The organism is Mesorhizobium sp. YR577, assembly GCF_900116595.1.
In the GTDB taxonomy this organism is placed as follows: domain Bacteria; phylum Pseudomonadota; class Alphaproteobacteria; order Rhizobiales; family Rhizobiaceae; genus Mesorhizobium_M.
Genome location: NZ_FPBI01000001.1, coordinates 282,203 through 294,068, shown reverse-complemented (window position 1 = coordinate 294,068; position 11,866 = coordinate 282,203). Strand labels below are relative to the sequence as shown.

16 protein-coding genes are annotated in these 11,866 nt (G+C 62.6%); 10 read left to right on the top strand and 6 right to left on the bottom strand.

Translation table 11 applies throughout. The annotated features are described in order from the left end of the window. Nucleotides 1-14 precede the first annotated feature (14 nt). Nucleotides 15-218 (bottom strand): DUF465 domain-containing protein, encoded by a 204-nt coding sequence (locus BM413_RS01440; protein WP_091909387.1) that lies wholly within the window; start codon nucleotides 216-218, stop codon nucleotides 15-17. Between the two features lie 236 nt (nucleotides 219-454). Here BM413_RS01440 and BM413_RS01435 point away from each other — a divergent pair, with 236 nt between their 5' ends. Next, nucleotides 455-634 (top strand): YdcH family protein, encoded by a 180-nt coding sequence (locus BM413_RS01435; RefSeq protein ID WP_091909384.1) that lies wholly within the window; start codon nucleotides 455-457, stop codon nucleotides 632-634. A 248-nt stretch (nucleotides 635-882) separates the two neighbouring features. On the opposite strand, the gene BM413_RS01430 is transcribed toward BM413_RS01435, so the two are convergent. The 3 genes from BM413_RS01430 to BM413_RS01420 form a co-directional block, all read right to left on the bottom strand. Then, the gene (locus BM413_RS01430) at nucleotides 883-1,146 is read right to left on the bottom strand and encodes an ArsR/SmtB family transcription factor (RefSeq protein WP_091909381.1); all 264 of its coding nucleotides are present in this window, start codon (nucleotides 1,144-1,146) and stop codon (nucleotides 883-885) included. Between the two features lie 43 nt (nucleotides 1,147-1,189). Next, nucleotides 1,190-2,437, bottom strand: coding sequence for an MFS transporter (locus BM413_RS01425; protein ID WP_091909379.1), 1,248 nt, complete (start codon nucleotides 2,435-2,437; stop codon nucleotides 1,190-1,192). Nucleotides 2,438-2,518: 81 nt separating this feature from the next. Continuing rightward, nucleotides 2,519-2,713 (bottom strand): DUF1192 domain-containing protein, encoded by a 195-nt coding sequence (locus BM413_RS01420; RefSeq protein WP_091909376.1) that lies wholly within the window; start codon nucleotides 2,711-2,713, stop codon nucleotides 2,519-2,521. Between the two features lie 199 nt (nucleotides 2,714-2,912). Here BM413_RS01420 and BM413_RS01415 point away from each other — a divergent pair, with 199 nt between their 5' ends. Continuing rightward, a complete protein-coding gene (locus tag BM413_RS01415; RefSeq protein WP_091909373.1) occupies nucleotides 2,913-3,923 on the top strand; it encodes an NAD(P)H-quinone oxidoreductase in 1,011 nt (336 codons plus the stop codon). A 160-nt stretch (nucleotides 3,924-4,083) separates the two neighbouring features. Here BM413_RS01415 and BM413_RS01410 read toward each other — a convergent pair whose 3' ends face one another. Then, entirely contained in the window at nucleotides 4,084-4,398 is a 315-nt protein-coding gene (locus BM413_RS01410) for a hypothetical protein (RefSeq protein ID WP_091909370.1), read from the bottom strand. A 936-nt stretch (nucleotides 4,399-5,334) separates the two neighbouring features. Between BM413_RS01410 and BM413_RS01405 the strand changes: the two genes are divergently transcribed. From BM413_RS01405 to BM413_RS01380, 7 genes are all read left to right on the top strand, one after another. Further along, entirely contained in the window at nucleotides 5,335-5,562 is a 228-nt protein-coding gene (locus tag BM413_RS01405; protein ID WP_162931550.1) for a hypothetical protein, read from the top strand. 15 nt (nucleotides 5,563-5,577) lie between these two features. Then, on the top strand, nucleotides 5,578-5,715 hold the full coding sequence (locus tag BM413_RS32975) for a hypothetical protein (protein ID WP_162931549.1): 138 nt from the start codon (nucleotides 5,578-5,580) through the stop codon (nucleotides 5,713-5,715). Nucleotides 5,716-5,771: 56 nt separating this feature from the next. Next, nucleotides 5,772-5,978, top strand: coding sequence for a hypothetical protein (locus tag BM413_RS01400; protein WP_091909367.1), 207 nt, complete (start codon nucleotides 5,772-5,774; stop codon nucleotides 5,976-5,978). 11 nt (nucleotides 5,979-5,989) lie between these two features. Beyond that, nucleotides 5,990-6,250 (top strand): DUF1488 family protein, encoded by a 261-nt coding sequence (locus BM413_RS01395; protein WP_091909364.1) that lies wholly within the window; start codon nucleotides 5,990-5,992, stop codon nucleotides 6,248-6,250. Between the two features lie 119 nt (nucleotides 6,251-6,369). Further along, a complete protein-coding gene (locus tag BM413_RS01390) occupies nucleotides 6,370-6,969 on the top strand; it encodes a DUF922 domain-containing Zn-dependent protease (RefSeq protein ID WP_091909361.1) in 600 nt (199 codons plus the stop codon). Nucleotides 6,970-7,172: 203 nt separating this feature from the next. After that, nucleotides 7,173-7,631, top strand: a complete 459-nt coding sequence (locus tag BM413_RS01385) for a (2Fe-2S)-binding protein (protein WP_091909358.1) — start codon at nucleotides 7,173-7,175, stop codon at nucleotides 7,629-7,631. A gap of 2 nt (nucleotides 7,632-7,633) precedes the next feature. After that, complete coding sequence (locus BM413_RS01380) at nucleotides 7,634-9,832, top strand: xanthine dehydrogenase family protein molybdopterin-binding subunit (protein ID WP_091909355.1); 2,199 nt, start codon at nucleotides 7,634-7,636, stop codon at nucleotides 9,830-9,832. 243 nt (nucleotides 9,833-10,075) lie between these two features. Here BM413_RS01380 and BM413_RS01375 read toward each other — a convergent pair whose 3' ends face one another. Beyond that, entirely contained in the window at nucleotides 10,076-11,371 is a 1,296-nt protein-coding gene (locus BM413_RS01375; RefSeq protein ID WP_244537708.1) for a GGDEF domain-containing protein, read from the bottom strand. Between the two features lie 247 nt (nucleotides 11,372-11,618). On the opposite strand from BM413_RS01375, the gene BM413_RS01370 reads away from it, so the two are divergent. Continuing rightward, complete coding sequence (locus BM413_RS01370; protein WP_091909351.1) at nucleotides 11,619-11,759, top strand: DUF1127 domain-containing protein; 141 nt, start codon at nucleotides 11,619-11,621, stop codon at nucleotides 11,757-11,759. The last annotated feature ends 107 nt before the right edge of the window (nucleotides 11,760-11,866 follow it).

The window sequence follows — 11,866 nt, the reverse complement described above, 5'->3', positions numbered from 1 at the left end:
CGGCGGCGCTGCCGCTAGGCGATGATGTCCGGAATCATTTTGTCTTCCAGCTTCGACAGCCGGTCTTTCAGCAGCAGCTTCTTCTTTTTCATGCGCTGAATTTGCAGCGGATCACAAGCCATCGCAATCATCGCGTTGATCGCCGCGTCGAAATCGGCGTGCTCCTGCTTTAGCTTTGCAAACTCGAGACGAATCTCGGTCTGTTCCTGATCTGACATGTCCACCGTCTGCAAAATTTCGGGTGCCCGAAAGCACCCAGAGGCAAGGCCGGACGTGGAATTCCCCCCGGCGCGAAGCCCATACCACATTTCAATCTTTCAGGAAATGCTACCACGCCACATTCGACATCCAGATCATCTGGTGGCAGACTGTCATCGTGCCGTCACAGTACGGGACCTGCGGAGGAACCGTCTGTGGCGCGCAATCGAGGAAACCATGAAAGGGAGCTCCAATCATGTCTCTTGCCAACCATCTTGAAGAGTTGCAGCGGAAGCACGGCGACATCGAGCGCGAAATCGACACAGCGCTGAACCATCCATCGGTGGACGACCTCGAAATCGTGAATCTGAAGCGGCGCAAGCTGGCACTCAAGGACGAGATTGAAAAACTGAAGGCAAACCCGACCACCCACTAAAATCAGTTTTGCATAGACGCGCGCTCTGCGCGTTCTTCCGCCGGCGGCGCGGTTAGCCGCCGGGTCAGTAGGTTTTTTTTACCCTGTCAGAAATACGGAGCGGCCTGCGACCAGATGGAAGCACGGCCGCTCTGTTTGTTTGGAGCCTCCGAAAGACGCTTAATGCTGTTGGACCGGTGAGGATCCAGGGCTGAGATTTCCCCGCTATTCACAACCCGTTATTCACAGGCCGAAGCAACGGCTCCGCGTCAGGCTTCCCAGAACTGATCGAGCCAGACATTAAGCTGGAGGAAGCCGCCGGCGCTGACGGCATAGACCCGCCTTGTGCCTTCGGCCGTTGCGTTGACCAGGCCGGCGTCGAGCAGGACCTTCAGATGCTGGGAGACGGCGGGGCGGGAGACGGGCAATCCGGACGCCAGTTCGCCGACCGTCTTGGGACCGCGCCGCAACTCCTCCAGGAGGTGGCGCCGGTTGGGATCCGCAATGGCCAGGAACGCATCGGAAAGGATCATTCCCTATTTGTGCGGCAATCTGCCGCCAATCTCAACCGCCTTGTTATTCCGCCGGTTCTGGCGGCGTGCGCGGGTCGAGCCGGCCGGCTTCCGGGGTCACGCCGCGCTCGGACGGCAGCGTCTTGAAGGCCTCGCGATCCTCCACCGGCACCGGCGCGCGGCGGCTGATGCGCAGCAGCGTGTAGCCGGCGAGCGAGAAATGCGCGAGCGCTGTGGCTAGGAACAGGCTTTCCGGGCTGAGATAGCCCATCAGCGCCGCACCTATGATCGGGCCGATCATCGTGCCGAAGCCGTAGAGCAGCAGAAGCCCGCCAGACACTTTTACGAAATCCTCCGGGCGGGCGTGGTCGTTGGCATGCGCGACCGCCAGCGAATAGAGCGTGTAGGCAAACGCGCCATAGGCCGCCGTCATGGTGATGACCAGCACGCCCGTGCGGGGCCCGGTGAGGAAGGTCAGCACGCCGACGATCGCCGAAATGAATGCGGCCGCCGCCAGCACGAAACGGCGGTCGGTTCTGTCGGAGATGCGGCCCATCGGCAGCTGCATGGCCGCCCCGGCAACCACGACAAGGCTCATCATCAGCGCGATCTCGGGCGTGGAAATGCCGATGCGCGCGCCATAGACGGCACCCAGCGTGCCCCAGGCGCCGTTGGCGACGCCGGTGAGAAAACAGCCGACGCAGGACACCGGCGAATTGGCGTAAAGTCCCTTCAGATCGAGCGACACATCCTGCAAGGGCAGCGGCGTCGAGGCTGTCGAGACGGCGGTCGGGATCAGCGACAGGCAGAAGAAAATGCCCGCGACCATGAACAGCGAGGCCGATTTGACGTCGCCGAAGGCGACGATCATCTGGCCGGCCATGATCGAGGCGTAGGTGACCATCATATAGAGGCCGAAGACGGTGCCGCGATTCTCGTTGGTGGCCTTTTCGTTGAGCCAGCTTTCGATGACCATGAAGGCGCCGGCCATGGTGAAGCCGGTGAAGGCGCGCAGCAGGATCCAGATATATTCGTCGATCATCAGCCCGGTGAGCAGCGCAACGATCGCGCCCGAAGCGGCGAACGCCCCGAAGGCCCGCACATGCCCGGCCCGCCGCACAAGCCGCGGCGCAAAGAAGCAGCCGGCGACGAAACCACCAGCCCAGGCAGTGCCCATCAGGCCGAGGGCAGCGGTCGAAAAACCTTCTTCCTGCCCGCGCAATGGCAGGAGCAGACCGTGAAGTCCCGAGGCCGCCAGCAGAAAGGCCGTGCCGCGCAGGAGCGAGAGAATCGGTCTGTAGGCTGCGAACATGCGTCTCCCCGGCTTTGGTTTCCGCTGCCTGAAAATACCGATAATCGGGTTTTTCGACGGCGCGCTTACGACATCTTTCGACTATTTCAGCCGAAACAGCGCCTCCGCTGCATTCTTGGTGGCGTCCTTCGTCTTCAGTTCGGCCTCCAGCCGCACGATCTCGGCCTGGAGCAGACTGATTCGCTCTGACAGTTCCGACACCGACAGCAGCGAAAGATCCTGCCCGATGACATGGGCGCTTGCGGGTATTTTCGGCTCGTCCTCGAAGATCGCCATGGTCTCGTCTCCTTGTTGTCCGATCCCGAAAGCCCGGATTTTGCCGGCGGGATAGGACGTCGGAACAAGAGCTTAGGGCAGTCGCGACGAATTGGAAGCCTTTCGCCGCCCGATCGCTGTTTGCCTGTCGTGGCGACACGCTCCATAAGGACGGGCAAGAATGTAGGCCGACACCACACCAGTGGGAAGGGAGATAAAAATGGCAAGCAAGGCGGCAATTCCGGACAAGATGACGGCAGTGGCGATTTCGACGCCCGGCGGCCCGCTGGTGCTGAAAGCCGAAAGGCGCGACGTACCCAGGCCGGAAGCCGGCGAGATCCTGATCCGCGTCAAGGCCGCCGGCGTCAACCGGCCCGACGTGCAGCAGCGCAAGGGCGCCTATCCGCCGCCGCCCGGCGCCTCCGATCTTCCGGGCCTCGAAGTGGCGGGCGAAGTGGCAGCCCTTGGCGAAGGCGTGACGCGCTGGCGCGTCGGCGACAGGGTCTGCGCGCTGACGCCCGGCGGCGGCTATGCCGAATACGCCAAGGTTCACGAAACCAACACACTGCCGGTGCCGGCCGGCTTCACCTTCTCGGAAGCAGCCGCCCTGCCCGAAACCTTCTTCACCGTCTGGCACAATGTGTTCGAGCGTGGCGGGCTGAAGGCCGGCGAGACGCTGCTGGTGCATGGCGGCTCCTCGGGCATCGGCACGACGGCGATCCAGCTCGCCTCGGCCTTCGGCGCCTATGTCATCACCACCGCCGGCAGCGCCGAGAAATGCGAAGCCTGCCTGAAGCTCGGCGCCGACCGCGCGGTGAACTACCGCGAGGAGGATTTCGTTGAGGCGGTCAAGGAAGCGACCGAAGGGCGCGGCGCAAACGTCATCCTCGACATGGTTGGCGGCGATTACGTCGCCCGCAATTACAGCGCAGCCGCGATCGAAGGCCGTATCGTCCAGATCGCCACGCAGGGTGGAGCGGTGGCGAGCACCGACTTCTCCAAGCTGATGGTCAAGCGGCTTACCCATACCGGCTCGACCATGCGGCCCCGTCCGATCGAGGTGAAGGCGCAGATCGCCGCCGGGCTGGAAGCGCAGGTCTGGCCGCTTCTCGCCAGCCGCCGCGTCGCCCCGGTGATGGACATGATATTCCCCCTGACCGACGCCTGGCGCGCTCACGAGCGCATGGAGGAAGGCGAGCATATCGGCAAGATCGTGCTGGATGTGGGGTAGCGCTGCGTCCCCTCCCCCTTGAGGGGAGGGTGGCCCGAAGGGCCGGGTGGGGTCGCTGCGGCAGTGCTCGACCTTCCTTTGCGCCGAGTGCTGCATGAACGACCCCCTCTGGCGCTTTGCGCCATCTCCCCCTCGAGGGGGGAGAAGACGCCGGCGCTCCTCACCGCTTCCCGTTCGCCAGCCTGTGCGCGAAGAGGATCATGCCGATCACCAGATTGTCGGCGCTGGCCGGCAAAGGCACATCGCACAGCGCACCCTTGCTCACCCCTGAAGCCGAGCAACAGCGCCCGGCGATGCGGCACTCGCGCCGCTGGCAGCGGAAATGCGCACCCTCCAGCGAAGCAGCAATGCTCCAGGCAAGCACGAGCCCGTCGGACAGCGGTTTCGGCGCTGGCTTGCCATCGATCATGACGGCTGGACGAGGCTCGGCCCTCTTGCGCGCGGCGCGGCGATGCATGTTGGGAAATTCGGTCATGCGAAAAATCCTCCGTTGGGAAACTCCAGGCATGGTTGAACACGCCCGCACCTCGAACGAGGCCGGGATGAAGTGGGAAAGCGGACGCATGGCTTGCGCCTGTCTTTTTATGTTTATGTGACGCTTGCCATGCGCCCGCCGACGCTCTTGTCCCGCTCAGTCGCCTCCACATTCGCGTGGCCAGCCGTAGCTCAAGACCCGGGCTTAGGGGTTCATCACCCAGCAGCACCACCGCAGTGCCACCAGCCCGGACGCCGTCCCCTCCACGCTCATCCGGTTCATGACCCGTGTTCCCGTGAGGGCGACGCGAAGATTATGCGGGCGTCGTTTGGGGTGGGGAAAAAGATTCCTCCAGCCGGCAAGACGCTCGAAAGAAACCGGAACATTTTCAAAGTGATGGCCGGCGCAGTCGGCTAAAAATCAACGAAAACACCCCGAAACGCAGGAAACTTTTCCACCCGACGAAAAGCTCGTTTTGTGATATTCCCGTCAAATATTGATGGAAAACTCACAAATATTTTTAAATCCAAAAAAGTCGAAATCAAATTCAAACATGTAAAGCCGCAATTAAACCTCAATTGACAACTAAGAAAATTATATCGTTTTTTTGGGCCAGGTTTGGCTTTTGCGGGCGCAAAGATCTTCGGCGCGCCAATCTCTTCCAGATTTCCGATAGATGTAAGCCGGCGATAACGATCGCCGCGCGGGTTTTTCTTTGCGAGGGCAGACCAGTGGCCTCGACACGCACCAGGCATTCAATCGTGCACTTCTCGGCGCCTTTCGCGCTGCGGGGTCAGCCGGCGATATCCTCGGCCGGCCGCTTGGCTTTCGATCGATCCCGGCGAATTGGACGCTGCATTGCGCCAGGACAAGGAACAAACCTGCTCGCTACCCCGCATGCGCTTGGCATGCGGCTGACAAAGAACGGGCACGGACATGTCTGACCATCGTTTCGCCGTCGACCAGTTGGTCCGCCTCAAGGGCAGGTTTGGCCTGTCACCGACGACCGAGGAAGTCTACCGCATCACCGGCACCCTGCCGGAGAGAAACAATTCGCCTCAATACCGCATTCGCAACGACGAAGAGCGTTATGAGCGCGTGACGACGGAAGACAGCATCGAGGCATGCGAAGCCGCTCCGGTTTCGCAGGAGCCCGTGCAATGAAAGGAGATTTTCGCCATGGCGAAACAGCAACGCAGTAATCGCGAAGCCAGGAAGCCCAAGAAGGAAAAAGTGACGGCGAAGGTGGAAACGGCACCCGGCTCACAGGTCAAGGCTGCCACCAGCGATCTCATGCGCAAGCCGCACAAGATGTGACCGTCGCGAAAGTCCGATCCCTTCGACTGCTTCGCCTCAACGAAAGAAAGACAACGATGCCTGATGTGAACGCGATACCTGTCGTGAAGATGCCCGTCATGAAGACGCGGTTTCTGACGAAACTGCCGGAGGCGGGACAGAGAATGTCGGCCGAGCAGTGGAAGCGTTACGAAAAGGACGCGGCAGCCAGACGTAAGAGAGCCGACAGCGACGGCACGCTGCGCCGCATGCGTCAGCTCGTTGAAAACAGCCGATTACTTTAGGGTTCATTGCCATGGCATTGCAATTCCCCAACCGCAGCCGGAGCTATGACGACACCGCCCGGCGCATCCGCTTCAGCGGCTATGACGGCATGGCCGAGATTTCCTTCTTCATGGAAGCAGGCGCATTTTTCCCGCCAACGGCAGCGGCGACCGAAAGAGAGCTTCTTGCGGCTTTCGACGAGGCCCGCACCTCCGTTTATGAGGCCGCACAGAAGGCCTATGCCCGCGATCGCAAGAACCGGCACATATTGACGTCCGCCGATCTCAGATAGTCTTCCGTCTCAGCCGGCCGAAGCTGTCATCGCGACCTTGCCGGCCGGAATGAGGCTGTTGCCCGCAATTCCCAATATGTTAGGCCTGACGCCAACGAAGTTCGGCGGCGGGGATTCGCGTGAAGACAAGTGTCCGGTTCTGGCTGTTGGTGGCCTGCGTCCTGTCGGCGCCGGTGGTCGCCCACGCGGAGTGGCGGGCGTTGGAAAAGGTGCAGACCTACGCCGTCACGGGCAAGACCGGGCCCGAGCTTTATGAATCCATCGGCCAGAACGGCCCGAAGGTCAGCGTCGGACGCACCATTGCCCTCACCAATTTCAAGCTGACCTGGCGCCGGGATTACCGCCCGCAAAGCGACGGCAGTTGCATGCTCGCCTCGGCGCAGCCCAATCTCGTGATCACCTACACCTTGCCCAAGCCGGCCGCAAAGCTCTCAAGCCCCATGAAGGAGCATTGGGACGCCTTCGCCGAGGGCCTGCGCAGGCACGAGCTGGTGCATGGCCAGCGCATCAAGGACATGGTGACGGAGATCGTCGCCTTCAGCGTCGGCTTTTCCGCACCCGACGACCCCGGCTGCAAGAAGATCAGGGTCGAGCTGACGAAGCTGCTGGCGGCAGCTTCACAGGCGCAGCGTCAGCACAGCCGCGATTTCGACCGCGTCGAAATGAGCGATGGCGGCAATGTCCACCAGCTCATCCTGCGCCTGGTGAACGGGCAATAGCGCACCGGCTCCGGCCAATACTGATCACATTTTTCGTGTCACTTGAGGCCTCGCTTCACGATCTCGCGATTGGGGCGCTCGGCGCTTGTTGCCATGCCGGCACAGTCATAATGTGAGCGTTGCGCCTAATTCGAATAACGCCCGGTTTTCTGCCGGCGTAGGTGCGACGCGCTAGCCAGCTCAGAACACAAGGAGAGCAAGCCATGGTCGCTTTCACACTCAATGGCGAGGCCAAAACGCTCGACGTCGATCCGGACATGCCTCTGCTCTGGGCGATCCGCGACGTCATCGGGCTGACGGGAACGAAATTCGGCTGCGGCATGGCCCAATGCGGCGCCTGCACGGTCCATATCGACGGCACGGCGACGCGCTCGTGCCAGACCAGCGTCAGCGACATCGAAGGCGCCTCGATCACCACGATCGAAGGCGTTTCCGGCAAGGTCGGCGAGACGGTGCAGGCCGTGTGGGCCGAAATGGACGTGCCACAATGCGGCTATTGCCAGTCCGGCCAGATCATGTCGGCAACCGCCCTTCTGGCCGAGACGCCGAAACCCACCGACGACGACATCGATTCGGCGATGAGCGGCAATCTCTGCCGCTGCGCCACCTATCACCGCATCCGCGCCGCGATCCACGAAGCCGCGCACCGGCTGGAGGCATGACCATGTTGCAATTTCGTATGAAGAAAGAAGCCGTGCAGCCGACACGCCGTCAGTTCCTCATCGGCACTGCGGCAGCCGCGGGGCTTGCCGTCGGCTACCGGCTGATCGCCGCCGATCCTGCACTCGCGCAATCGGCTCCTGCCGCAGCAGCGGCCAATCCGTTCCAGGCCTATGTCGAGGTCACGCCCGACAACAAGGTCATCATCCACTCCTCGCAGTTCGAGATGGGGCAAGGCTCCTATTTCGGCATCGCCACGCTGGTGATGGAAGAACTCGACGGCGACTGGGCGCAGGTCGATGTCATCGGCGGCGCCGGCAATACCGCGCTCTACGGCAACCTCGCCTGGGGCGGGTTCATGCAGGGCACCGGCGGCTCCACCTCCATGACCTCGTCATGGGAGCGCTACCGCAAGGCGGGCGCTGCCGCGCGGACCATGCTGGTTGCGGCCGCCGCCAAGAACTGGAACGTGCCGGCAGGTGAGATCACGGTTGCCGGCGGTGTCGTCTCGCATGGCACCGACAAGCGCGCCACCTTCGGCGAACTGGCGCAGGCAGCAAGCGCCTTGCCCGTCCCGGACAACGTCGAACTGAAGCCGCGCGAAAAATGGACCCAGATCGGCTCCGACAGCCTCAAGCGCTACGATTCGCACGGCAAGACCAATGGCACGCAGACTTATACGATCGACCTGAAGATGGACGGGCTGGTGACGGCCGTGATGATCCATCCGCCGAAATTCGGCGCCGAGGTCGAGAGCTTCGACGCCGCCAAGGCCAAGGCGCTCGACGGCGTTGTCGACGTGGTGCAGACGCCGCGCGGCATCGCCGTGGTCGGCACCAATATGTGGACCGCGATGAAGGGCCGCGATCTGGTCGAGGTGAAGTGGAACGAGGCCAAGGCCGAGAACCGCGGCACCGCAGAGATCATGGCCGAATACAACAAGGCAGCCGACGGCCCGGGAAAAGCCACCGCCCGCAATGACGGCGACGCGGCAGGCGCATTGGCAAGTGCGGCCAAGGTGGTCGAGGGGCATTACGAGTTCCCCTATCTTGTCCACGCCTCGATCGAGCCGCTCAACGCAGTCGCCCGCGTCAATGAGGACGGCACCATCGATGTCTGGGGCGGCCACCAGATGCCCGACATCTATCAGGCTGCCGCAGCGCAGGTCGGCGGCACGACGCCCGACAAGGTGAAGCTGCATGTGATGAAGACCGGCGGTAGCTTCGGCCGCCGCGCGGTATCGGACGCCGACCTGGTGGTCGAGGCTGTGGCAACCGCAAAGGCGCTCGGCCCCGGCAAGCCGGTGAAGGTGCAGTGGACGCGCGAAAACGACATGCGCGGCGGGCGCTACCGTCCGGCCTATGTCCATGCGATCAAGGCCGGGCTCGACAAGGACGGCAAGATCGTCGCCCTGCAGGACCACATCGTCGGCCAGTCGATCCTGGGTGGCTCGCCCATGGCCGCGATGATCAAGGACGGCGTCGACGCCACCTCGGTCGAGGGCGCATCGAACCTGCCCTACGCGATCCCGAACATGAAGATCGAGCTGACGACGACGGACGTGAACATCCCTGTGCTCTGGTGGCGTTCGGTCGGCTCGACCCACACGGCCTATGTCATGGAAACCTTCATCGACGAACTCGCCGCCGCCGCCAACCGCGACCCGGTCGAGTTCCGCCTGTCGATGTTGGGCGATCATCCCCGCCATGCCGCCGTGCTGAAACTGGCCGCCGAGAAGGCCGAGTGGGACAAGCCGCTGCCGGAAGGCCGCTTCCGTGGCGTGGCGCTGCATGAAAGCTTCTCGACCTTCGTCGCCGAGGTGGTCGAGATCACCTACAAGGGCGGCAGCGACTTCACCGTCGACCGCGTCGTCTGCGCGGTCGATTGCGGCACCGCGATCAACCCGGACCAAATCCGCGCCCAGATGGAAGGCGGCATCGGCTTCGGGCTCGGCGCGATCCTGCAGGAAGAGCTGACGCTGACCGGTGGCGTGGTCGACCAGGAGAACTACGACACCTACACGCCGCTGCGCATCGACCAGATGCCGCGCATCGAGGTGCACATCGTGCCCTCGACCGAGCCGCCGACCGGCGTCGGCGAACCCGGCGTGCCGCCGATCGGCCCGGCGGTCGGCAATGCGCTGCGCGCGGCGACCGGCAAGACCATCCGCAAGCTGCCGCTGATCAAGAATCTGTCGGCGTAGATCGGCAGAAGACATGCAAACGGCCGCGATGAAAATCGCGGCCGTTTTGGTTTGGACTAAGGCCCCCTCTCCGTCTCGGCTTCGCCGAGCCACCTCTCCCCATTTCATGGGGCGAGGAACCTGGATTCTGTTAGGCCACGACGCTTCAGGACCTGGATTCCTCGCCCCCATGAAATGGGGGAGAGGTGGCGCGCGAAGCGCGACGGAGAGGGGGGATATGCGCAGAGCGCGAAAATGACACCCCTACCCCGCCGCAGACCCGGCCGAAGGCGCACGCGCCGCCCCAGACGGCGCTGCCTCTTCGGCAACATCGCCCATCACCCGGTCGCGGCCGGCGTCCTTGGCCATGTAGAGGCGCTTGTCGGCCGCGGCGAAGAGTTCGGCGAGGCTCGCCCTGGCAACATCGACCGTGGCAACCCCGATGCTGACGGTGAGGCTGACGGGACCGGTTTCGCTTGCAGCGCGGATCGACTGGCGGATGTTTTCGCCGAGCAGACGGGCGACATTATGCGGCAGCGGGCACAGTATGGCGAACTCCTCGCCGCCGATGCGGAAGACATGATCCTGCGCGCGCACCGCAACCGTCAGGTTCTCGGCGATCCACTTCAGCACGCGGTCGCCCTCGGCATGGCCGAAGCGGTCGTTGATGGATTTGAAGTGATCGACGTCGACGATCAGCAGCGTCAGAGGCGTGCCGGTCTTGACGCTTACCGTCACCGCCTGCTCGCCCATGGTCTCGAAGCGGCCGCGGTGAAGAAGGCCGGTGAGGCTGTCACGGCCGGCGAACTCGACGAGCTTTTCGTAGCGCTCGCGATAGGTCAGCGTCTCGAAGACGTCGGTGAGGCCGCGCTGCGGCCGCAGGCTGGGCCGCTCGAACCAGCGCAGATAGCCGACCGTCATGGCGCTGAAGACGAGGCCGGCGCACATCTTGGCGATCCAGCCGCCAAGCAGCACCGAGGGCGGCGCGGCGGTGACGATGTGCAGCACGGAATAGAAGCCGATCTGGTCGAAGGTGAGCACGAGGCAGACGCTGGCGGCGATGCGCGCGAACAGATGCTGGCCGAGGCTGCGCCCAAGCCGCTCGTAGAGAAGGATGATGGCGATGGCGTCGATATAGAGCAGCGTCGTGCCCCAGACCATCAGCCAGCCCATCTCGTCGAGGAAACCGATGTCGGGCGATTGCCCGTTGGGGAGATCGACCACCTGATGCTGGCGCAGGATGAGGCCGAGGCCGACCATCAGGAAATTGCCGACGAGAAGGCCGTAGATCGGCTGCCTGACGGTGGCGGCGTCTTCCTTCATGTAGAGAAGCAGGATCATCACCAGCTTGCCGGAAAACATCACCGTGGAGCCGGGCGAAACCATGCCGAAGGGCAATTCGATGTAAAAGACGCTGGCGAGATAGGTCTCGAGGAAATGCATGACGCCGAGCGCGCAGACGAACAGACCGAGGCCGACGCGGGCGCGCAGGCGAAACAGGCAGGCCATGACACCGAAATAAAGCACTGCCTCAGTCAGCAGCAAAAGACTATTCGCCACGTCCACCCACCCAAACTCAAGACGCGGTCAGCGTCCAAACCACTGTTCTTTGTGACGATTAATGGTTAATCCGGCCTTTCTTTGGTGCAAGGCAAATAAAAATGGCCGCAACCGAGTTTAGGGTCGGGACCTGTTACCAGAGATTTATGTTGCAATGCAATAAATGCATTCCCGCCATGCAAAAGCGTCTGTTCAAGTCGGATCAGGGCATTCCCATCTATAGGTTACCGAAACAATGGAGGCTACCATGAACCCGATCCGCACTTTCCGTAACTGGCGCCGCTACAGCGAAACCGTCCGCGAACTGAACCGTCTTACCGATCGCCAGCTTGGCGACCTGGGCATCAACCGCGGCAACATCGCAAGCATCGCCCGCACCTCGATCTAAAGTCGATTGAAAGCAGAGCCGGCTAGTTTGGGATAGTTCATCCCGCCGGTTCCGAGCCCGCTGGACCTTGTCCGGCGGGTTTTGTCGTTTTGAGCCAATATAAAACA

Coding starts and splice junctions, on each gene's coding strand:
- BM413_RS01440 (WP_091909387.1), bottom strand. CDS start 218: ATGTCAGATCAGGAACAGACCGAGATTCGTCTCGAGTTTGCAAAGCTA.
- BM413_RS01435 (WP_091909384.1), top strand. CDS start 455: ATGTCTCTTGCCAACCATCTTGAAGAGTTGCAGCGGAAGCACGGCGAC.
- BM413_RS01430 (WP_091909381.1), bottom strand. CDS start 1,146: ATGATCCTTTCCGATGCGTTCCTGGCCATTGCGGATCCCAACCGGCGC.
- BM413_RS01425 (WP_091909379.1), bottom strand. CDS start 2,437: ATGTTCGCAGCCTACAGACCGATTCTCTCGCTCCTGCGCGGCACGGCC.
- BM413_RS01420 (WP_091909376.1), bottom strand. CDS start 2,713: ATGGCGATCTTCGAGGACGAGCCGAAAATACCCGCAAGCGCCCATGTC.
- BM413_RS01415 (WP_091909373.1), top strand. CDS start 2,913: ATGGCAAGCAAGGCGGCAATTCCGGACAAGATGACGGCAGTGGCGATT.
- BM413_RS01410 (WP_091909370.1), bottom strand. CDS start 4,398: ATGACCGAATTTCCCAACATGCATCGCCGCGCCGCGCGCAAGAGGGCC.
- BM413_RS01405 (WP_162931550.1), top strand. CDS start 5,335: ATGTCTGACCATCGTTTCGCCGTCGACCAGTTGGTCCGCCTCAAGGGC.
- BM413_RS32975 (WP_162931549.1), top strand. CDS start 5,578: ATGGCGAAACAGCAACGCAGTAATCGCGAAGCCAGGAAGCCCAAGAAG.
- BM413_RS01400 (WP_091909367.1), top strand. CDS start 5,772: ATGCCTGATGTGAACGCGATACCTGTCGTGAAGATGCCCGTCATGAAG.
- BM413_RS01395 (WP_091909364.1), top strand. CDS start 5,990: ATGGCATTGCAATTCCCCAACCGCAGCCGGAGCTATGACGACACCGCC.
- BM413_RS01385 (WP_091909358.1), top strand. CDS start 7,173: ATGGTCGCTTTCACACTCAATGGCGAGGCCAAAACGCTCGACGTCGAT.
- BM413_RS01380 (WP_091909355.1), top strand. CDS start 7,634: ATGTTGCAATTTCGTATGAAGAAAGAAGCCGTGCAGCCGACACGCCGT.
- BM413_RS01370 (WP_091909351.1), top strand. CDS start 11,619: ATGAACCCGATCCGCACTTTCCGTAACTGGCGCCGCTACAGCGAAACC.